A 21,549-nucleotide genomic window follows, 5' to 3' on the forward strand; every position below is an offset into this window, starting at 1 on the left:
TTAGATAATATCTAACAACATATTTTTATAAGAACAAGAATTATAAAGAGCTCGTTCTAGCGTAAAGCTAGAGCAAAAAGTACAATAAGCTAAATAAGGGCGTATGGAGGATGCCTAGGCTTTCAGAGGCGATGAAGGACGCGATAAGCTGCGATAAGCTACGGGGAGAAGCACATATTTTATGATCCGTAGATTTCCGAATGGGGCAACCCAGTACATTGAAGATGTATTACCACGTAAGTGGGGCAAACCTGGTGAACTGAAACATCTAAGTAACCAGAGGAAGAGAAAACAAAAGTGATTCCGTTAGTAGTGGCGAGCGAACGCGGATTAGCCCAAACCAATGTTGTTACGGCAATATTGGGGTTGTAGGGCTGCGACATTAGAATCTTAGAGAACTAGAATCGTTTGGAAAGACGAACCGTAGAGAGTGATAGTCTCGTACAGGTAATCGAAGAGGATATAGCAGTACCCTGAGTAGTGCGGGACACGTGTAATCCTGTATGAATCCACCGGGACCATCCGGTAAGGCTAAATACTCCTGAAAGACCGATAGTGAACTAGTACCGTGAGGGAAAGGTGAAAAGAACCCTAAGTAAGGGAGTGAAAGAGAACCTGAAACCGTACGCCTACAAGCGGTCGAAGCACATTAACTGTGTGACGGCGTGCCTTTTGCATAATGAGCCTACGAGTTACTGTTACTAGCAAGGTTAAGATTTTAAGGATCGGAGCCGAAGCGAAAGCGAGTCTGAATAGGGCGCGATTAGTTAGTAGTAGTAGACGCGAAACCGAGTGATCTACCCATGGGCAGGTTGAAGCTGTGGTAACACACAGTGGAGGACCGAACCAGTTGACGTTGAAAAGTCTTTGGATGACCTGTGGGTAGGGGTGAAAGGCCAATCAAACTCGGAAATAGCTCGTACTCCCCGAAATGCATTTAGGTGCAGCGTTGAATAAAAGTTTTATAGAGGTAGAGCTACTGATTGGATGCGGGGGCTTCACCGCCTACCAATTCCTGACAAACTCCGAATGCTATAAAATGTTTTTCAGCAGTGAGGGCATGGGTGCTAAGGTCCATGTCCGAGAGGGAAAGAACCCAGACCATCAGCTAAGGTCCCCAAATATATGTTAAGTTGAAAAAACGAGGTTTGACTGCCCAGACAGCTAGGATGTTGGCTTGGAAGCAGCCATTCATTTAAAGAGTGCGTAACAGCTCACTAGTCGAGCGGTCGAGCATGGATAATAATCGGGCATAAACATATTACCGAAGCTATGGACTTTTAAAAGTGGTAGGGGAGCATTCTATATGTGCTGAAGGTGTGCTGTGAGGCATGCTGGAACGTATAGAAAAGAAAATGTAGGCATAAGTAACGATAAAGGGGGCGAGAAACCCCCTCACCGAAAGACTAAGGTTTCCTCAGCGATGCTAATCAGCTGAGGGTTAGTCGGGACCTAAGGCGAATCCGAAGGGAGTAGTCGATGGACAACAGGTTAATATTCCTGTACTTCTTATAACTGCGATGGGGTGACGGAGTAGTGAAAGCACCGCGAACTGACGGAATAGTTCGTTGAAACATTTAGGTATTAGACTGGTAGGCAAATCCGCCGGTTTAGCTGAAGTGTGATAGTACCACAAGTCTTCGGATGCGTGGATAGTGTGCCTAAAAACTTCCAAGAAAAACCTCTAAGCTTCAGGTTATAAGAACCCGTACCGTAAACCGACACAGGTAGTTGGGATGAGAATTCTAAGGTGCTCGAGAGATTCATGGCTAAGGAACTAGGCAAAATAGACTCGTAACTTCGGGAGAAGAGTCGCCAACAGCAATGTTGGCCGCAGTGAAAAGATCCAGGCGACTGTTTATCAAAAACACAGGGCTTTGCTAAATTGAAAGATGATGTATAAGGCCTGACACCTGCCCGGTGCTGGAAGGTTAAGTGGAGTTGTTAGCTTCGGCGAAGCAATCAAATGAAGCCCCAGTAAACGGCGGCCGTAACTATAACGGTCCTAAGGTAGCGAAATTCCTTGTCGGGTAAGTTCCGACCTGCACGAATGGTGCAACGATCTGGATACTGTCTCAGCCATGAGCTCGGTGAAATTGTAGTATCGGTGAAGATGCCGATTACCCGCAGCGGGACGAAAAGACCCCGTGAACCTTTACTATAGCTTCGTATTGACTTTGGATAAGTAATGTGTAGGATAGGTGGGAGACTTTGAAGCAGCGTCGCTAGGCGTTGTGGAGTCATCCTTGAAATACCACCCTTTGCTTATCTAGAGCCTAACTCAGCAATGAGAACAGTGCGTGGTGGGTAGTTTGACTGGGGTGGTCGCCTCCAAAAGAGTAACGGAGGCTTCTAAAGGTTCCCTCAGCACGCTTGGTAACCGTGCGTAGAGTGCAATGGCATAAGGGAGCTTGACTGAGAGACATACAGGTCGATCAGGTACGAAAGTAGAGCATAGTGATCCGGTGGTTCCGCATGGAAGGGCCATCGCTCAAAGGATAAAAGGTACTCCGGGGATAACAGGCTGATCTCCCCCAAGAGCTCACATCGACGGGGGGGTTTGGCACCTCGATGTCGGCTCGTCACATCCTGGGGCTGGAGAAGGTCCCAAGGGTTGGGCTGTTCGCCCATTAAAGTGGCACGCGAGCTGGGTTCAGAACGTCGTGAGACAGTTCGGTCTCTATCTGCTGTGGGCGTTAGAAATTTGAGTGGATCTGACTTTAGTACGAGAGGACCGAGTTGGACTGACCTCTAGTGTATCTGTTGTCTCGCCAGGGGCACTGCAGAGTAGCTACGTCGGGAAGGGATAAGCGCTGAAAGCATATAAGCGCGAAACCCACCACAAGATGAGATTTCTTTAAAGGGTCGTGGAAGATCACCACGTTGATAGGCTATAAGTGTAAGTGCAGTAATGTATGTAGCTGAGTAGTACTAATAACCCATAGGCTTATGTACGTATCCCGGTCCTAGTGGCCGGGAGCAAACTCTTTGATAGATTTATGATATGATTTTACTAATATGTTAACTTTTACAGTTGAAATATACTGCAACGATTTAAGGTGATTATCGCAATGGGGCTCACCTCTTACCATTCCGAACAGAGAAGTTAAGCCCATTAGCGCCGATGGTACTGCCACTGGTGGGAGAGTAGGTCGTTGCCTTTCTTTAACAAACCTCAATCTTTTAGTAGATTGAGGTTTTTTTTTGCACTTTTTTTTAGAATACTATAATATATCCTTAACAGGAAATAGGTATACAGGTAGATTTTACAATGGCTATGAAAGTAAATTATAGAAAACCTACAAATAACTTAAGCTTTTATCTAACCTCTTATATTTATAGCCTAAGTGTTATCATAGGATTTAAACTACTATAAAGGGATAAAAACACGTAGACTTTAGAAGAAGGTATTATTTGCTGTTATATAGCAAGTTTGTAAGGTTATAGTATCAAAGAGTAGAGGATACGTAGATGTTTCGGAGTATAAGGCTATGTTTTCAAGGATGAAGAAGAAGCGAGATCACAAGAAAAAGAGAAAGTAGTTGTTGGTAACTTAAGCAGAGATGTTACATCACCCCTAATTTTTAGAGTTTTTAACTAGGCTTCCAAAGTTAATAAATGAAGGAAGAGTCCTTAAAAAGGGAGATTTAGTAAAGTGATCCAAGCTCTAAACTAAAAAACTTCCGAACGTAAAGCATTAATTTTTAAAGCATTAAAAAAGGCTTGTGAAAAAAGGCAAAAAAAGTGCTTGTTATAAGGAAAAAGGTATCTATATTTGCACCCGCAAACGGAAAGGCGGTAAGCTAATAAGTTAGCAAGAGTTCATTAAAATAGGGTGTAGGATACATCAAGAAAAGGTTAAAAAATAGTTTAATTTTTTCTTGTTTTATTAAAGTTAAACGTAATATCTTTGCAGTCCGATTTTAACGGGAATAGTTCATTAAAATAGTGCAGTAAACAAACGAAAAAAAACTTCAAAAAAGTTTTTGTCAGAATAAAAAGAGTTTGTATGTTTGCACCCGCTTTAAGAAAGCGGTTACGATCAGAGAGATTTTGGAAAGCGATAAGCTACTAGTTCGAGTCTAGTGTTTCTACAAGAAGGTTGAGTTAAAGAGATGAGTTTAAGACTTGTTATTGGCGACTCGCCACGTTCATTGAAAATATTGAAATTGACAGCGTAATTAAAAGAGTAGAATTACCACGGATAATCTAAAAGATTACCGAAAAAATTCTTTTGGAACTTAACATTTAAAATAATTAAAGATTTTACAATGAAGAGTTTGATCCTGGCTCAGGATGAACGCTAGCGGCAGGCTTAACACATGCAAGTCGAGGGGTAACAGGGTGCTTGCACCGCTGACGACCGGCGAACGGGTGCGTAACGCGTATAGAATCTGCCTTGTACAGGAGGATAGCCTTTAGAAATGAAGATTAATACTCCATAATACTGAGATGTGGCATCACAATTTAGTTAAAGATTTATCGGTACAAGATGACTATGCGTCCTATTAGCTAGATGGTAAGGTAACGGCTTACCATGGCAACGATAGGTAGGGGGTCTGAGAGGATTATCCCCCACACTGGTACTGAGACACGGACCAGACTCCTACGGGAGGCAGCAGTGAGGAATATTGGTCAATGGAGGCAACTCTGAACCAGCCATGCCGCGTGCAGGAAGACTGCCCTATGGGTTGTAAACTGCTTTTATACAGGAAGAAACAGTCGTACGTGTACGACCTTGACGGTACTGTAAGAATAAGCACCGGCTAACTCCGTGCCAGCAGCCGCGGTAATACGGAGGGTGCAAGCGTTATCCGGAATCATTGGGTTTAAAGGGTCCGCAGGCGGTCAATTAAGTCAGAGGTGAAATCCCATAGCTTAACTATGGAACTGCCTTTGATACTGGTTGACTTGAGTTATACGGAAGTAGATAGAATAAGTAGTGTAGCGGTGAAATGCATAGATATTACTTAGAATACCGATTGCGAAGGCAGTCTACTACGTATATACTGACGCTCATGGACGAAAGCGTGGGGAGCGAACAGGATTAGATACCCTGGTAGTCCACGCCGTAAACGATGGACACTAGTTGTTGGGTGCAAATTCAGTGACTAAGCGAAAGTGATAAGTGTCCCACCTGGGGAGTACGATCGCAAGATTGAAACTCAAAGGAATTGACGGGGGCCCGCACAAGCGGTGGAGCATGTGGTTTAATTCGATGATACGCGAGGAACCTTACCAGGGCTTAAATGTAGAGTGACAGGGGTAGAGATACCTTTTTCTTCGGACACTTTACAAGGTGCTGCATGGTTGTCGTCAGCTCGTGCCGTGAGGTGTCAGGTTAAGTCCTATAACGAGCGCAACCCCTATCGTTAGTTGCTAGCAGGTAAAGCTGAGGACTCTAGCGAGACTGCCGGTGCAAACCGTGAGGAAGGTGGGGATGACGTCAAATCATCACGGCCCTTACGTCCTGGGCTACACACGTGCTACAATGGTATGGACAATGAGCAGCCACAACGCGAGTTGGAGCGAATCTATAAACCATATCACAGTTCGGATCGGAGTCTGCAACTCGACTCCGTGAAGCTGGAATCGCTAGTAATCGGATATCAGCCATGATCCGGTGAATACGTTCCCGGGCCTTGTACACACCGCCCGTCAAGCCATGGAAGCTGGGGGTGCCTGAAGTCGGTTACCGCAAGGAGCTGCCTAGGGTAAAACTGGTAACTAGGGCTAAGTCGTAACAAGGTAGCCGTACCGGAAGGTGCGGCTGGAACACCTCCTTTCTAGAGAAAGATGGTGAGTTACATAAGAGGTTAATTTTACTCTTTGCTGTTAATTTTAAAAAATAGACTAAGATCTTATAGTCTCGTAGCTCAGCTGGTTAGAGCGCTACACTGATAATGTAGAGGTCGGCAGTTCGAGTCTGCCCGAGACTACAAATTATTCAAAGATTGAATGATTAAAGAATTGAAAGATTTTAGTTAAAGGAAATTTTAGAAGTTGAGGGATTTGGTTTTACGTGTTGAGTGCTAAGTTTTAAGTTAAACTCACACCAACTAATAACTAACGACTAATAACTCATAACTAAAAGAGATGGGGGATTAGCTCAGCTGGCTAGAGCGCTTGCCTTGCACGCAAGAGGTCATCGGTTCGACTCCGATATTCTCCACCAGGCGATGCCTGGAGATAAGTAATATTATCTTCAAGAGTATTGCAGGCAGATTGTGACTAACAAGTTTAATTACTTGTCAGTGGCGACTCGCCACAACGTTCATTGACATATTGGTAAAATGATATCGTAAAGAATCAAGATAGAGAGTTAGATAATATCTAACGAAATATTTTTATAAGAACAAGAATTATAAAGAGCTCGTTCTAGCGTAAAGCTAGAGCAAAAAGTACAATAAGCTAAATAAGGGCGTATGGAGGATGCCTAGGCTTTCAGAGGCGATGAAGGACGCGATAAGCTGCGATAAGCTACGGGGAGAAGCACATATTTTATGATCCGTAGATTTCCGAATGGGGCAACCCGTCATGTTGAAGACATGTCACACCTTCGGGTGAGCAAACCTGGTGAACTGAAACATCTAAGTAACCAGAGGAAGAGAAAACAAAAGTGATTCCGTTAGTAGTGGCGAGCGAACGCGGATTAGCCCAAACCAATGTTGTTACGGCAATATTGGGGTTGTAGGGCTGCGACATTAGAATCTAAGAGAACTGGAATCGTTTGGAAAGACGAACCGAAGAGAGTGATAGTCTCGTACAGGTAATCGAAGAGGATATAGCAGTACCCTGAGTAGTGCGGGACACGTGTAATCCTGTATGAATCCACCGGGACCATCCGGTAAGGCTAAATACTCCTGAAAGACCGATAGTGAACTAGTACCGTGAGGGAAAGGTGAAAAGAACCCTAAGTAAGGGAGTGAAAGAGAACCTGAAACCGTACGCCTACAAGCGGTCGAAGCACATTAACTGTGTGACGGCGTGCCTTTTGCATAATGAGCCTACGAGTTACTGTTACTAGCAAGGTTAAGATTTTAAGGATCGGAGCCGAAGCGAAAGCGAGTCTGAATAGGGCGCGATTAGTTAGTAGTAGTAGACGCGAAACCGAGTGATCTACCCATGGGCAGGTTGAAGCTGTGGTAACACACAGTGGAGGACCGAACCAGTTGACGTTGAAAAGTCTTTGGATGACCTGTGGGTAGGGGTGAAAGGCCAATCAAACTCGGAAATAGCTCGTACTCCCCGAAATGCATTTAGGTGCAGCGTTGAATAAAAGTTTTATAGAGGTAGAGCTACTGATTGGATGCGGGGGCTTCACCGCCTACCAATTCCTGACAAACTCCGAATGCTATAAAATGTTTTTCAGCAGTGAGGGCATGGGTGCTAAGGTCCATGTCCGAGAGGGAAAGAACCCAGACCATCAGCTAAGGTCCCCAAATATATGTTAAGTTGAAAAAACGAGGTTTGACTGCCCAGACAGCTAGGATGTTGGCTTGGAAGCAGCCATTCATTTAAAGAGTGCGTAACAGCTCACTAGTCGAGCGGTCGAGCATGGATAATAATCGGGCATAAACATATTACCGAAGCTATGGACTTATTAAAGTGGTAGGGGAGCATTCTATATGTGCTGAAGGTGTGCTGTGAGGCATGCTGGAACGTATAGAAAAGAAAATGTAGGCATAAGTAACGATAAAGGGGGCGAGAAACCCCCTCACCGAAAGACTAAGGTTTCCTCAGCGATGCTAATCAGCTGAGGGTTAGTCGGGACCTAAGGCGAATCCGAAGGGAGTAGTCGATGGACAACAGGTTAATATTCCTGTACTTCTTATAACTGCGATGGGGTGACGGAGTAGTGAAAGCACCGCGAACTGACGGAATAGTTCGTTGAAACATTTAGGTATTAGACTGGTAGGCAAATCCGCCGGTTTAGCTGAAGTGTGATAGTACCACAAGTCTTCGGATGCGTGGATAGTGTGCCTAAAAACTTCCAAGAAAAACCTCTAAGCTTCAGGTTATAAGAACCCGTACCGTAAACCGACACAGGTAGTTGGGATGAGAATTCTAAGGTGCTCGAGAGATTCATGGCTAAGGAACTAGGCAAAATAGACTCGTAACTTCGGGAGAAGAGTCGCCAACAGCAATGTTGGCCGCAGTGAAAAGATCCAGGCGACTGTTTATCAAAAACACAGGGCTTTGCTAAATTGAAAGATGATGTATAAGGCCTGACACCTGCCCGGTGCTGGAAGGTTAAGTGGAGTTGTTAGCTTCGGCGAAGCAATCAAATGAAGCCCCAGTAAACGGCGGCCGTAACTATAACGGTCCTAAGGTAGCGAAATTCCTTGTCGGGTAAGTTCCGACCTGCACGAATGGTGCAACGATCTGGATACTGTCTCAGCCATGAGCTCGGTGAAATTGTAGTATCGGTGAAGATGCCGATTACCCGCAGCGGGACGAAAAGACCCCGTGAACCTTTACTATAGCTTCGTATTGACTTTGGATAAGTAATGTGTAGGATAGGTGGGAGACTTTGAAGCAGCGTCGCTAGGCGTTGTGGAGTCATCCTTGAAATACCACCCTTTGCTTATCTAGAGCCTAACTCAGCAATGAGAACAGTGCGTGGTGGGTAGTTTGACTGGGGTGGTCGCCTCCAAAAGAGTAACGGAGGCTTCTAAAGGTTCCCTCAGCACGCTTGGTAACCGTGCGTAGAGTGCAATGGCATAAGGGAGCTTGACTGAGAGACATACAGGTCGATCAGGTACGAAAGTAGAGCATAGTGATCCGGTGGTTCCGCATGGAAGGGCCATCGCTCAAAGGATAAAAGGTACTCCGGGGATAACAGGCTGATCTCCCCCAAGAGCTCACATCGACGGGGGGGTTTGGCACCTCGATGTCGGCTCGTCACATCCTGGGGCTGGAGAAGGTCCCAAGGGTTGGGCTGTTCGCCCATTAAAGTGGCACGCGAGCTGGGTTCAGAACGTCGTGAGACAGTTCGGTCTCTATCTGCTGTGGGCGTTAGAAATTTGAGTGGATCTGACTTTAGTACGAGAGGACCGAGTTGGACTGACCTCTAGTGTATCTGTTGTCTCGCCAGGGGCACTGCAGAGTAGCTACGTCGGGAAGGGATAAGCGCTGAAAGCATATAAGCGCGAAACCCACCACAAGATGAGATTTCTTTAAAGGGTCGTGGAAGATCACCACGTTGATAGGCTATAAGTGTAAGTGCAGTAATGTATGTAGCTGAGTAGTACTAATAACCCATAGGCTTATGTACAAGCCCCCTCTAGCTCCCCCGAAGGGGGAGGATAACTAGAGGGGCGCAGAACTCTTTGAAAGATTTATGATATGATTTTACTAATATGTTAACTTATTTGCAGCGAAGCTGCGCTATAAGCCAAAAGCTAAGAGCTACAGGCTAATAGCAACGATTTAAGGTGATTATCGCAATGGGGCTCACCTCTTACCATTCCGAACAGAGAAGTTAAGCCCATTAGCGCCGATGGTACTGCCACTGGTGGGAGAGTAGGTCGTTGCCTTTCTTTAACAAACCTCAATCTTTTACTAGATTGAGGTTTTTTTTTGCACTTTTTTTTAGAATATCATAGCATATCCGTAATAGAGAATTCTATTAAAGGTAACTTTAGAATAGCTATGAAAGAAAACCCTAGAAAACTAACCTAATACAGTAATGAGGTTTTTTATTTTATACCAATAAGAAAGCCCTCAATATTTTGTGGGCTTCTTTTTTACTTATTTTGAATATATAAAGTATTATTATTGAGTTGAATGCTGATATTGTTCTAAAGTAAAAGTATGCATGAGCTTTTTCTCATCTGCTTTTGGTGTTTCTGAAACAAGTATGTAATTACCAGCTTTAAGTTCGGCTTCAAAATATCCTGTTTCTCCAGCTTCACAATTATTTATTCCACCTATAAAACTAAACCCTTGGGGAGTTGGTGTACGTAATCCATCAGGATTCATCCAGTTTAACCATTCTATTAAAGCATCTACGTTCGCACCTTCTTCATATTTGATTAGGTTAACATCATGCCCAGAAAAATGCTCATAAGGTACTTGATCAATAAAATTTACTTTAAAAACATTTTTTCCTATACTAGGTTCACCTGTTAATTTGTATCCTTCTGTACTAGAAATTGTCAATGTTAGATTTGCTTCTGGAGGTGTAATATTTGTAGGTTGATCTATGACGGTAATAAACTTCCACATACCATGAGAGGTGTGCCATTCTCCGTTAGCCATTTTAACGTAACACTCCATCATGTATTTACCAGGGACTAAGTTTATGGTAGTGTTGGTTACTTTCATAGGAGATATTAAGCCTGTGCCTCCGTATCTTTTAACTTCATGAAACCATGTTGGGACACTTCCAAAAGCAGCCATTGCACTATCAGCTTTTCCTTCCATAAGATATTTCATACCATCACTAAAAGGAGGTAGTAATTCGTGGTTTATATCATTTTTATTAATAGAGTCTGAAGGGAGTTTATCCATCAAAATGAAATGTACTTCGTTGGATAAGTTTTTATACCTTAAATTATTCCAGCCAGATTTAAGTGTGTCTACCGATTGAAAATCCATGTTTTGGGTTATTACCTCGAAATAATCACTTTCGACTTTTGTTTCTGTCTTTAAATCACTACTTGCATCTTTTTTTTCGGTTTTACAGTTACTAAATACGATAGAAAATAGCAGTACTATTGCAAATGTACTTAGGAGTTTTTTTGTTGTTAACATGTTTGTTTATTATTAGTTAATTGATACCTAAATATACGTGTTTGTTTTTTGTGCTACTTAGAGCTCGTTAAGTTTACTGTTGTCTAAACTTTTAATAAGTTCCCAAAGCTCATCATTACTTAAGCCATAACTTTCTACAGTTATACCAAAACGCATATCATATAAAAATAACACTCTGTAAAAGTTATCTTTTTTTACATAAGTTTCTTAAACTTTTAATCCGTTTCGTTCATAGGTTTTTTCGTAGCCAGATGCTTTTTTGCTATTAATTTTTATGTTTTGAGCCATATAATGAGTGTTTATAGCTAATAAACCGTCTTTACTTGCTCCGTCGACTATGGAAATTTCTAGTTTATGATTTTCATCGTTTTTGTAAATAGCGCCTGCGGAAGCGATATTGTCTTGTGAAATACGACTTGTTGTAAATGTTTCTCTTTTAAAATCACCCAAGTTTTCAGGCAACCAGTTTTTAAGTTGTGCTTCAGTGGCGGGCTCTGTAGCTTTTAAACGTTCTCTAAAATCATTAGTCTTAGGTGCTTTCTTTACTGCTTTTACAGTTTCTTGAAGAATTTCTTTGTTTTCTTTTTTATCGGTATTGCATGACCAAATAAAGAATAAGTACAGTATGATAAAATATGTTTTTTGTGGTTTCATTTGTATAGTTGTTATTTAGATATGCATTTAAGCTTTCCGTTTTCATTTGCTATTTCAAGTGTTTTTTTTACTAGAAACTCTGGAGTGAACATTTTGCCGACAAAGTTTACTATAGGTTGCCCTGCTTCAGAATTTGCCAAGTTATTTAACTCTAATTGTTCATTAGCAAACTTGAATTTATAATATAATACCATATGAGGAAGTTCATGTTTTACGGTTTCACTGAAATCAAATTGTAGTTTCTTTAACCATAAATTAAATGTCTCTTTATCTTTTGGGTCAAGATCTGAATAACTTCTCTTACCTTTATCTTTTAAAAATTTAGCTAAGGCGTCATTATACATGTTTTTTGCTCTATTGCCTAATTCGAAAAGCTCTATTTGGTTTTCACCCAAAACTATAGAGTCGTCATATAAAGTTTGATTTCCAAAAAAGTAGTTCCTAATTTTTATCTCATATTGTTTAGAAACTCCATCATCTTTATCACCATCGGCAGATAACCCATAAAATTCTTGCGGGCAGTAATTAATTGCAGTACCAGCAAAGAGCACCATGGATTCTATTCCTAACCAATCTTTCTTTTTGCACGGATCAGTTTCAGTTTCTGCCTTTAAATCACAGTAAGCCAACATTTCTGCATATGCTCCCATTATTTGTAAGCATTTTCCTGTTTTAGATTCGTTAGAGAATTTATTTAAAGCTTCAGAAAAATTTCCCATTAAGTTTTTAAACTTCCGATCTTCAATTTTTTTGTTTATTTCTTTCATGGTATTTCCCCATTCAGCGTCCGTATCTGCCTGTTCTTTTCCTGCGTCTTTTGCTTCTCCAAAAGCATCTTTGGCTGCATTCAATATATCACTTAGTTCTTGTGCTTGTAATGAGCTGCAAAACAGCAATAGAATAATTATGATGTCGCTAATTTTTTTCATGACACACGATTTTTAGTTGTTAGAAAAACCTTGAGCTTTGTATTCACTTTTGTTAATAACTAGGTTTTGTTGTTTAATATCTGTACAAACCATACTAAAAGCGCCCTTTTTGTCTTTTTTAGAAGTATGATTCATTTCCATTAGCATCGTATTTTCACCAAGAGGTAAAATACTATTTGCTGCTTTACCCATGCCACTTATTCCTCCTAAAAAGCCTACTGGAGTTTCATCAGTAATCCAAATTCTTGTCACTCCTTCTTTTGAGGTTATTTGAAATCCTTTACAGAAATAGCCTAAAATTGTTTTGCTGGGTATAGAAGTTATTTTAACATCACTATTTTTTACATCAGCTTTTTGGTTTAGCTTTTTAGTGTATTTGGCCATCATGCCATAATTCATTGGTAAATTCATTGCTGTTTTTTGTTCTCCGTTGTCACTAAATAGTACCATGAGTTTGTTTTTCATGTCCATTACTGTAATATTATTTTGTTTTCCATCAGTCATAGAATTTCCAAAATATGCTTTGTTTGGTTCCAACCAATATTTCATGTCTGTTTCTTTTTTATCCGTATCAACCTTCATAGTACACAGGTATGAGAATTTATAGGTATCAGGAACAGCATCAAGTCCGCCACCAAACATTTTTGACATTTTTTGCTGCATAGCACCTTCTTTTCCTTTGTTTTTTTTCGAAGGATTACTAGTTGTAGCACTGTCTATAACCTGCTCTGTTTTTTTGGTAACGACTTCATCTGTTTTTTTTAAAATGGTTTTTTCTGCTGCTTCTTGAGCTTTCTTTTTTAATTTTTTAAAAAATTGGGCTTCTGCTGTATAACTCATACTTAAAAAAAGTAAGGTTAATATTATGTGTTTTGTTTTCATGGTTTTAGTTTTTTTATGGTTTTTAAAACAACTATTCCGTTTTTATTTTCTTTAATTTTTGTTTTAGTAATTCTTATATCAAACTGATCACCAGAGATGAATTGATCTCCTGGAATAAACTGATCGCCCGGGATAAACTGATCACTAGGAATAAACTGGTCACCGGGGATGAATTGATCTCCAGGTATATAACTATTTTTAATATCAAAAGCTAATACAGTATTATTTGTAGGAACTAAAGAGTAATTTCCGTAGAGCATTCCTTTGTAAAAGGAACTATTAGGATATTTCTTTTTAACTATTTCTGGGTTCTGCATCGTTTCAAAAAGCTCAATATTTTGTATTTTATTTGTATTGTTGTCTACAATTAAGATAATTTTTGAACCGCTAAGATTAGAAGAGTTGTTTTTAATACTTGTTATTCTAAAATTAGCAATCCCTACTTTAGCATCGTATTTAGAATCATTAATAGCCCCACCAATAGAAACCATGGTAGGTTGCATTTTAAATCGAGGTAAGTTTAAAATTAATTTATTGTCTAAAAATATTTTGAGGTTACTGTTTTTACATGCTATTTTAACATGACGCCAAATAGGTTCTAATGTATGTAGATCTTTAAAAAAGTTCTCGGCTTTACCTGATTCGGGTTGTAACCAACTAGTAGATATTCCATTTCGTTTTATAACAAAAGGATTATAACAAATAGTACCTTGTTTATGGCTGTATTTTCCGTTCCATAACCTAACAATAATACGTTGACCGTATATAGAACTTGTTTTACCAAAAAAAGCATCAAACTCTATGGTAAAATCACCATTAATATAATTGTTGGTTTGGTTGTTAACCACGGGTTTAATAATACTACCATGTAGTAAACTTATAGTATTAAAACCTTCAATTGCCTCAACAGTTGCCATACCTGTAATTACATCCCATTTACTGGGGAAATCCCCCATTGTTTCCTCTGAAACATCATCAAAAAATATTTGAGAATAGCCTATGTGTGAAGCTATAACCATGATTAAGAATAAAAACGTTGTTTTCATAGTATCTGTTTTTAGTTATTACTATTTGGAGGAGTAAAAGAGGGATGATGTTTATTTGTAGTAATAAACATAAATGCAAAAGGGTGAAGTTAAAAGGAGTATAATTTCAAAAGAAACTATTTAACTACGTGCAGCTTAAAAGTAAGATTAATAGTTAAGTTGTTAAGAGGTTTATTTATAGTTTGTTTCAATCAATACATACTTTGTATGCTAAAACTTATAAATCGTTTTTGCAAAGTTACAAGATGAAGTTTTCAAATTAGAAGGGTTTTTGTTGATTTTATAAAGTGAAATACACTAAAAATGAAGTGGTTATGTTATACTGAATTTTTATAAGTATATTTAAGGAAACGATGTAAGGTATGATTCGAGCAATTATTATAGACGATGAATTTAATGCCGTTAAAAACTTAAAATGGGAAATAGAAAGCTTTTGTAGTGATATAGAAATATGTGACACATTTACCAATCCTTTAGAAGCAATATCCGGGATTAACTATCTAAAACCCGATTGTGTTTTTTTAGATATTGAAATGCCAGAGATGGATGGTTTTCAGTTGTTAGAAAGATTAACTTTTAGAGATTTTGACTTGATCATTACTTCAGCATACGATAATTATGCAATAAAAGCTTTTAAAGAACATGCGGTAGACTATTTACTAAAACCGATAGATTCAGAAGACTTGCTTAAGGCAGTAAATAGAGTGCGTCAAAACCAACAAGGAAATACACTAGGTAATCAGTTAAAAAATATTATAAAATCATACATACCTGAAAAAAAGTTCGCACGTTTAGCAATGCCAGTTTTAGGAAAAACCATTTTTGTTGATTTTAAAGATATTATATACTGTAAGTCTGAAGGAAGCTATACAGAAATGCATTTTAACGAAGACAGGATGGAGTTACTTTCTAAAAAGTTAAAAGAGATTGAAGCGCAAACAGACGATTCATTTTTTAGAGTACATAATTCGTATTTAGTTAATTTATATTACGTAAAAGAGTATGTGAAAAATGACGGACCTTATTTGGTATTATCGAATGGAGTATCAATTCCTGTTTCAAGAGCAAAAAAGAACGAATTGTTACAGATATTAAATTCCTAATTTACTTTGGAAACTTCTTCGTTAACATATTTTTTTAATCAGCCGCATCAAAATGGTTTTTTAATATTTACTTTAGGGATACTTTTTATTTTAACAGTTTATCACTTTTTACTGTATTTTCAGCATAAAGACAAGCTCTACCTTTTGTACGGGGGCTATACATTTTTTATTTTTTTATCACAATTACAATGGCTTAGAGAGGTGTTTTTATACCACTTTTTTAAACCAGTAGAAGAAGTAATTAAGTTTCCTGAAATTTTTACAGAAACCTACTATATAATGTATGTTTTCTTTGCTTTTAAATTTTTAGAGATAAAAAAGGAGCAACCTCTTTGGTATAAATGGAGTTTTAACGGACTGTATGTAATCATAGTGTATTGTGTGCTTAAACTCTTAGTTTTTATAATTACAGGAAATAGGAATATATTATTCTCAGGATACTTCTATTTTACGGTGATGATGACAGTTTTAGGAATCATTATGTACATTCCTTTTTTTAAATCGAAAAGTGTGTTAAAGTATTATATGATTGGCGGATCTATGGTACTTTTCATAACATCAGTTTCATCATTGTCTTACTACTTATATTTAAATAGAACTGGAGAAAATGTAGAACCTGCGTATAGTATTTTATATATAGGATTTATTCTAGAAAACATCATTTTTTCATTGGGATTAGGGCACAAACAAAAGCTAATTTTAGAAGAACGAAACGAATCGCAAAGACAATTAATTCAGCAGTATGCAGAAAATGAAGAATTGCGAAAAGAGGGTCAAAAAAAGTTAGAATTAGATATTGAAGCGCTGAGTAAACAAACAGAACTTAAAAAGTTAGAAGCGGTTAAAATGCAATACGATAAAGAGTTGGCAGAATTAAAAGTAGCAACATTGCGCAACCAAATGAATCCGCATTTTATTTTCAATTCGTTAAATTCTATCAAACGATACATTATTGATAACGATAAAGTAGAAGCCGTTTTTTACCTCAATAAATTTTCAAAGCTGATTCGAAAAATTTTAGCGAGCACTATAGATACAGAATCTTCTTTACAAGAAGAATTGGAGATTTTAGAGTTATACATGAGCATAGAAAATACAAGACTTGATAATACAGTAGATTTTTCGTTAAGTGTAGATGAAGCACTGAATTTAAGAATGATAAAAGTTCCGCCTTTAATAACCCAACCGTTTATTGAAAATGCGATTTGGCACGGACTCGCATTAAAAAAAGGGAATCGGAAACTAACCGCACAGGTTTTTAAAGTAAACGAGAATCAAGTACAAATAGATATTGTAGATAACGGAATTGGCAGAGTGAGATCAAGAGAAATTAAAGAGAAAAAAATCCATCAACGTTCATCTGTTGGAATAAAACTAACTGAAGAACGCTTGCAACATTTTGCTAAAAATTATAAAAGTAGATCAACGATTGTTTTTACAGATTTGTACGCAAAAAATCAACCTGAAGGGACCAAAGTATCATTGTTAATTCCTCTGATATAGTCCAAAATTTTTATATAAATGCTATCATATTTATCTTGTTAAAAGCTGTAGTTTTGCCAAGTAAAAAACAACTTGTTGTGATTTTACAACTCAAAATGAATAAAATTCAGAATGAATTATAAATATGCTTATTTAGTCCGATTTCAATATTTAGGATTTCGTTTACACGGTTGGCAAAAGCAACCAAATTTAAAAACAGTTCACTTTTTTGTTGATAAAACATTAAAGTTCGTGTGTAAAGGAATTCGTTGTAAATCAGTAGGAGTTGGGAGAACAGATGCCAAAGTATCATCAACCGATTATTATTTTCAGTTGTTTATTGACGAAAAATTAGATGAACCTTTTTTTATGGAAGATTTCAATCGAAATTCTCCTTCTGATATTCGTGTAGTAGCAGTTGAGCAGTTGCACGATGAATCATTTAATATTATCCAACATCCAAAAACAAAAGAGTATCGATATTATTTTTCTTATGGAGAAAAGAACCATCCTTATTGCGCAGCTTTCTTAACAGGGTATTTAGAAGAGTTGGATGTAGAATTAATGAAGCAGGGAGCTCAATTGTTTCAAGGGTATCATAATTTTAAACATTACTGTACAAAACCGTCACCTGAAACAAAAGTTGAAAGAGAAATTGATGTTTGTAAGATTGAAGAAAACATTGAGTTAACAGCTTCTTTTTTTCCCGAGAAAAGTTATGTTTTAATTATCAGAGGAAGCGGATTTTTACGAAATCAAATACGTTTGATTATGGGAGCCTTAGCAGAATTAGGTAAAGGAAATTATGATTTGGAGTTTATCAAAAAAAGTTTGAGCCCAGAGAATAGTAATATTGATTTTATGAAAACTATCGCGCCAGCTTCAGGGTTACATTTGCATAAAGTAGAATTCAAAAAATAAAGCTTGTCGATCGACAAGCTTTATTTTTTACTATATTTTAGAGTAGAATTAGTCTCTAATTAAACTTCTTGAAATTACAATTTTCTGAATTTCTGAAGTTCCTTCATAAATTTGAGTAATTTTAGCATCACGCATTAAACGCTCTACATGGTATTCTTTTACGAAACCGTTACCTCCATGAATTTGAACAGCCTCAACAGTTTGTTCCATTGCTACTTTAGAAGCGTATAATTTAGCCATAGCACCTTCACGGTCGTAGTTTTCACCAGCATCTTTCTTACAAGCAGCAGCCATTACTAAATGACGAGCAGCAGCAATTTCAGTATACATATCAGCTAATTTGAAAGCGATAGCTTGGTGGTTACAAATTTCAGTTCCGAAAGCTTTACGCTCTTTAGAATATTTTAAAGCTAATTCGTATGCTCCAGAAGCAATACCTAAAGCTTGAGCCGCAATACCAATACGTCCTCCAGATAATGTTTTCATTGCAAACTTAAATCCGAATCCGTCTTCACCAATACGGTTTTCTTTAGGAACTTTTACATCGTTAAATTGTAACGTGTGTGTATCAGAACCACGAATACCTAATTTATCTTCTTTTGGCCCAATGTGGAAACCTTCCATACCTTTTTCAACGATAAAAGCATTAATTCCTCTATGACCTTTAGCTCTATCAGTTTGAGCAATTACTAAATAAGTATCTGCACGTCCACCGTTAGTGATCCAGTTTTTAGTACCGTTTAATAAATAGTAATCTCCTTTGTCTTCAGCAGTAGTTGCTTGAGAAGTAGCATCAGAACCTGCTTCTGGCTCACTTAAACAAAAAGCTCCTATTTGCTCACCAGTAGCTAATTTTGTTAAATATTTTTGTTTTTGTTCTTCAGTACCATAAGCTTCTAAACCATAACATACTAATGAATTGTTTACAGAAACCATTACTGAAGCAGAAGCATCTATTTTAGATAATTCTTCCATAATTAACACGTAAGAAACCGCGTCCATTCCGCTTCCTCCGTATTTAGGATCTACCATTACTCCCATAAAACCTAACTCTCCCATTTTACGTACTAACTCGTCTGGGAATTGTTGTTTCTCATCTCTTTCTATAACTCCAGGCAATAATTCGGTTTGAGCAAAATCACGTGCAGCATCACGAATCATTAAATGCTCTTCTGTAAGATTAAAATCCATTATGTTTTTATGTTTTATTAAATTATTCGTAAAAATTGTGCTCAAAGATACTTTTTTAATAGCAAATTTTCAATAGAGTTGCTATTTTTACTTTATGCAAGAAAAATATATTTACTGCATCGGATTGATGTCGGGAACTTCGCTAGACGGAATTGATTTGGCGTATATAAAAATGCACGCTTCTTCATACAAAGATTTTGAAATTTTAAAAGCGGAAACCATACCATATTCCAAAGAATGGAAAACGAAACTACAAGAAGCAGTAGCCTATAGTAATGAAGAATTGAAATTAGTAGATAGTGCTTATGGTGAATTATTAGGGAAAGTATTAAATGATTTTCTTAAGAAGAATGCTATTAATAATGTAGACTTCATAGCATCGCACGGACATACCATTTTACATCAACCTGAAAACGGAATTACGCTGCAAATAGGAAATGGACAGGTTATAGCCAATAATACTCAGCAGAAAGTAGTATGCGATTTTAGAACACAAGATGTACAATTAGGAGGACAAGGTGCGCCTTTGGTACCGATTGGAGATAGCTTGTTGTTTGCTGATTATGACTATTGTTTAAACTTAGGAGGTTTTGCCAATATTTCCTATGAGAAGGAGAATCAAAGAATTGCTTTTGATATTTGCCCTGTAAATATTGTGTTGAATCATTACACACGTACAATAGGACTGGAATATGATGATGAAGGAAGAATAGCTTCCGAAGGAAAAATCAACACCGAATTATTAGAGCAACTAAATTTACTTTCTTTTTATCAAGAAACACCTCCGAAGTCATTGGGATTAGAGTGGGTTCAGAAAAACATTTTCCCTTTAATAGATGAATACGAAACGGACATTCCTACAATTTTAAGAACTTTTATTGAGCATACAGCTCTACAAGTAGGGAATGTTGTAGAGGATGAAGCTGCTATTTTGGTAACAGGCGGAGGAGCTTTTAATACTTTTTTAATGAGTAGGATTGAGTTTTATGCAAAAACAAAAATCAAACAAGCAGATAAAGAATTCATCAATTATAAAGAAGCGCTCATTTTTGCATTATTGGGGCTGTTAAAAGTTCAAAACAAAGTAAATTGTTTACAATCAGTAACTGGAGCAAAAAAAGATCATTCTTCTGGTAAAGTTTTTTATCCGAAGAAATAATGTAAAGTATTTTGAGGAATATTGTTTTTTATGATAAATTTGTTCGGAAACAACTACACATTAAAACTATAGTAAAATGAATCAACTTTAGCTTCCCCAAAGGGGAAAAATCACAACTCAATTTTTAAGCAAGAAAAAGAAACAGATAAAGTTGAAAATCATCTATTATAACATTAAACAATGAAAGAATTATTAAAGCAATACGAAGAAAAGCAACCAGAAATAGTATTTAATTGGAAAGACCCTGAAACTGAGGCAGAAGGATGGACAGTTATTAATTCATTAAGAGGAGGTGCTGCTGGTGGTGGTACACGTATGCGTAAAGGATTAGATAAATATGAAGTAATGTCACTAGCTAAAACGATGGAAGTAAAGTTTACCGTGTCAGGACCAGCCATTGGAGGAGCAAAATCAGGAATTAATTTTGATCCACAAGATCCTCGTAAAAAAGGTGTTTTAGAGCGTTGGTACAAAGCGGTGGCTCCGTTATTAAAAAATTACTACGGAACAGGAGGTGACTTAAACGTTGATGAAATTCACGAAGTAATTCCAATTACAGAAGATAGTGGTGTTTGGCATCCTCAGGAGGGAGTTTTTAACGGACACTTCAAACCAACAGAGGCTGATAAAATTAACCGTATTGGTCAGTTACGTAACGGAGTAATAAAAGTATTAGAAGATAAAAACTTATCACCAGATATTATTAGAAAATATACGGTAGCTGATATGATCACAGGCTACGGTGTTGCTGAAGCAGTACGTCATTACTATGATATTTATGGAGGAACTGTAGTAGGAAAGCGTGCTGTAGTTCAAGGTTTTGGTAACGTAGGTTCTGCTGCTGCTTACTATTTAGCGCAAATGGGAGCTAAAGTAGTGGGAATTATCGACCGTGTGGGTGGAGTTATCAAAGAAGAAGGATTTTCTTTTGAAGAAATTCAAGAATTATTCTTAAACAAAGATGGTAATACCTTAGTATCTGAAAACATGATTCCGTTTGAAGAAATGAACGAGCGAGTGTGGAATTTACCTTGTGAAATTTTTGCACCTTGTGCAGCTTCAAGATTGGTTACACAAGAACAAGTTAACAAAATGATCGGTTCTGGTTTAGAGGTTATTTCATGTGGTGCGAATGTTCCGTTTGCAGATAAAGAAATTTTCTTCGGATCAATTATGGAAGATACAGATAAAAAAGTAAGTTTAATTCCAGATTTCATTTCTAACTGTGGTATGGCAAGAGTATTTGCGTATTTCATGGAGCGTAGAGTAGAAATGACAGATCAAGCTATTTTTGAAGATACGTCAAATACCATTAAAAAAGCGTTACAAAGAACACATGCTAGAAGCGCAGCAAAAACTCAAATAAGCGAAACTGCTTTTGAAATTGCGTTGAAAGAACTAGTGTAAAACGAACAGTTTTTACA

Annotated in this window: 11 protein-coding genes, 2 tRNA genes and 5 rRNA genes; 12 read left to right on the plus strand and 6 right to left on the minus strand. The window is 37.8% G+C overall.

Translation table 11 applies throughout. From position 1 onward, the window contains the following. Positions 1–82: 82 nt before the first annotated feature. From ACR9ES_RS11505 to rrf (ACR9ES_RS11535), 7 genes are all read left to right on the plus strand, one after another. Positions 83–2,955, plus strand: a 23S ribosomal RNA gene (locus ACR9ES_RS11505). 100 nt (positions 2,956–3,055) lie between these two features. Continuing rightward, positions 3,056–3,164 (plus strand): 5S ribosomal RNA (gene rrf / locus ACR9ES_RS11510). A 1,104-nt stretch (positions 3,165–4,268) separates the two neighbouring features. Continuing rightward, positions 4,269–5,786: ribosomal RNA gene (locus ACR9ES_RS11515) — 16S ribosomal RNA — on the plus strand. 79 nt (positions 5,787–5,865) lie between these two features. Continuing rightward, positions 5,866–5,939: transfer RNA gene (locus tag ACR9ES_RS11520), tRNA-Ile, on the plus strand. A 159-nt stretch (positions 5,940–6,098) separates the two neighbouring features. Continuing rightward, positions 6,099–6,175 (plus strand) — tRNA-Ala (locus ACR9ES_RS11525). 229 nt (positions 6,176–6,404) lie between these two features. Next, positions 6,405–9,277: ribosomal RNA gene (locus tag ACR9ES_RS11530) — 23S ribosomal RNA — on the plus strand. Positions 9,278–9,433: 156 nt separating this feature from the next. Continuing rightward, positions 9,434–9,542: ribosomal RNA gene (gene rrf, locus ACR9ES_RS11535) — 5S ribosomal RNA — on the plus strand. The 16S, 23S and 5S rRNA genes sit together here with 2 tRNA genes alongside, the layout of an rRNA operon. 235 nt (positions 9,543–9,777) lie before the next feature. Here rrf (ACR9ES_RS11535) and ACR9ES_RS11540 read toward each other — a convergent pair. The 5 genes from ACR9ES_RS11540 to ACR9ES_RS11560 all read right to left on the minus strand — a co-directional run bounded on the left by ACR9ES_RS11540 (position 9,778) and on the right by ACR9ES_RS11560 (position 14,269). Beyond that, positions 9,778–10,758, minus strand: a complete 981-nt coding sequence (locus ACR9ES_RS11540) for a hypothetical protein (protein WP_435254304.1) — start codon at positions 10,756–10,758, stop codon at positions 9,778–9,780. Positions 10,759–10,965: 207 nt separating this feature from the next. Further along, positions 10,966–11,412, minus strand: a complete 447-nt coding sequence (locus ACR9ES_RS11545) for a hypothetical protein (RefSeq protein ID WP_435254305.1) — start codon at positions 11,410–11,412, stop codon at positions 10,966–10,968. An 11-nt stretch (positions 11,413–11,423) separates the two neighbouring features. Continuing rightward, a complete protein-coding gene (locus tag ACR9ES_RS11550) occupies positions 11,424–12,341 on the minus strand; it encodes a hypothetical protein (RefSeq protein ID WP_435254306.1) in 918 nt (305 codons plus the stop codon). A gap of 12 nt (positions 12,342–12,353) precedes the next feature. After that, positions 12,354–13,223 carry a DUF4412 domain-containing protein gene (locus ACR9ES_RS11555; protein ID WP_435254307.1) on the minus strand — a complete coding sequence of 290 codons (870 nt, stop codon included), beginning with the start codon at positions 13,221–13,223 and terminating at the stop codon, positions 12,354–12,356. Then, complete coding sequence (locus ACR9ES_RS11560; RefSeq protein WP_435254308.1) at positions 13,220–14,269, minus strand: hypothetical protein; 1,050 nt, start codon at positions 14,267–14,269, stop codon at positions 13,220–13,222. Before ACR9ES_RS11560 ends, ACR9ES_RS11555 begins: the two co-directional genes overlap by 4 nt. Before the next feature lie 362 nt (positions 14,270–14,631). On the opposite strand from ACR9ES_RS11560, the gene ACR9ES_RS11565 reads away from it, so the two are divergent. The 3 genes from ACR9ES_RS11565 (at position 14,632) to ACR9ES_RS11575 (ending at position 17,775) form a co-directional block, all read left to right on the plus strand. After that, positions 14,632–15,372 (plus strand): LytR/AlgR family response regulator transcription factor, encoded by a 741-nt coding sequence (locus ACR9ES_RS11565; protein ID WP_435254309.1) that lies wholly within the window; start codon positions 14,632–14,634, stop codon positions 15,370–15,372. A 6-nt stretch (positions 15,373–15,378) separates the two neighbouring features. Next, positions 15,379–16,875, plus strand: coding sequence for a sensor histidine kinase (locus ACR9ES_RS11570; RefSeq protein WP_435254310.1), 1,497 nt, complete (start codon positions 15,379–15,381; stop codon positions 16,873–16,875). Between the two features lie 111 nt (positions 16,876–16,986). Next, positions 16,987–17,775 (plus strand): tRNA pseudouridine(38-40) synthase TruA, encoded by a 789-nt coding sequence (locus ACR9ES_RS11575; protein WP_435254311.1) that lies wholly within the window; start codon positions 16,987–16,989, stop codon positions 17,773–17,775. A 48-nt stretch (positions 17,776–17,823) separates the two neighbouring features. Here ACR9ES_RS11575 and ACR9ES_RS11580 read toward each other — a convergent pair whose 3' ends face one another. Then, the gene (locus ACR9ES_RS11580) at positions 17,824–18,966 is read right to left on the minus strand and encodes an acyl-CoA dehydrogenase (protein ID WP_435254312.1); all 1,143 of its coding nucleotides are present in this window, start codon (positions 18,964–18,966) and stop codon (positions 17,824–17,826) included. Between the two features lie 94 nt (positions 18,967–19,060). Here ACR9ES_RS11580 and ACR9ES_RS11585 point away from each other — a divergent pair, with 94 nt between their 5' ends. Together ACR9ES_RS11585 and ACR9ES_RS11590 are read left to right on the plus strand one after the other, a co-directional pair. Next, positions 19,061–20,125, plus strand: a complete 1,065-nt coding sequence (locus ACR9ES_RS11585) for an anhydro-N-acetylmuramic acid kinase (protein ID WP_435254313.1) — start codon at positions 19,061–19,063, stop codon at positions 20,123–20,125. Between the two features lie 180 nt (positions 20,126–20,305). Beyond that, positions 20,306–21,532, plus strand: coding sequence for a Glu/Leu/Phe/Val dehydrogenase dimerization domain-containing protein (locus tag ACR9ES_RS11590; protein ID WP_435254314.1), 1,227 nt, complete (start codon positions 20,306–20,308; stop codon positions 21,530–21,532). Positions 21,533–21,549 lie beyond the last annotated feature (17 nt).

The organism is Tenacibaculum sp. A30, from assembly GCF_051200845.1.
GTDB lineage: Bacteria > Bacteroidota > Bacteroidia > Flavobacteriales > Flavobacteriaceae > Polaribacter.

Coding starts and splice junctions, on each gene's coding strand:
- ACR9ES_RS11585 (WP_435254313.1), top strand. CDS start 19,061: ATGCAAGAAAAATATATTTACTGCATCGGATTGATGTCGGGAACTTCG.
- ACR9ES_RS11555 (WP_435254307.1), bottom strand. CDS start 13,223: ATGAAAACAAAACACATAATATTAACCTTACTTTTTTTAAGTATGAGT.
- ACR9ES_RS11560 (WP_435254308.1), bottom strand. CDS start 14,269: ATGAAAACAACGTTTTTATTCTTAATCATGGTTATAGCTTCACACATA.
- ACR9ES_RS11590 (WP_435254314.1), top strand. CDS start 20,306: ATGAAAGAATTATTAAAGCAATACGAAGAAAAGCAACCAGAAATAGTA.
- ACR9ES_RS11580 (WP_435254312.1), bottom strand. CDS start 18,966: ATGGATTTTAATCTTACAGAAGAGCATTTAATGATTCGTGATGCTGCA.
- ACR9ES_RS11565 (WP_435254309.1), top strand. CDS start 14,632: ATGATTCGAGCAATTATTATAGACGATGAATTTAATGCCGTTAAAAAC.
- ACR9ES_RS11545 (WP_435254305.1), bottom strand. CDS start 11,412: ATGAAACCACAAAAAACATATTTTATCATACTGTACTTATTCTTTATT.
- ACR9ES_RS11575 (WP_435254311.1), top strand. CDS start 16,987: ATGAATTATAAATATGCTTATTTAGTCCGATTTCAATATTTAGGATTT.
- ACR9ES_RS11550 (WP_435254306.1), bottom strand. CDS start 12,341: ATGAAAAAAATTAGCGACATCATAATTATTCTATTGCTGTTTTGCAGC.
- ACR9ES_RS11540 (WP_435254304.1), bottom strand. CDS start 10,758: ATGTTAACAACAAAAAAACTCCTAAGTACATTTGCAATAGTACTGCTA.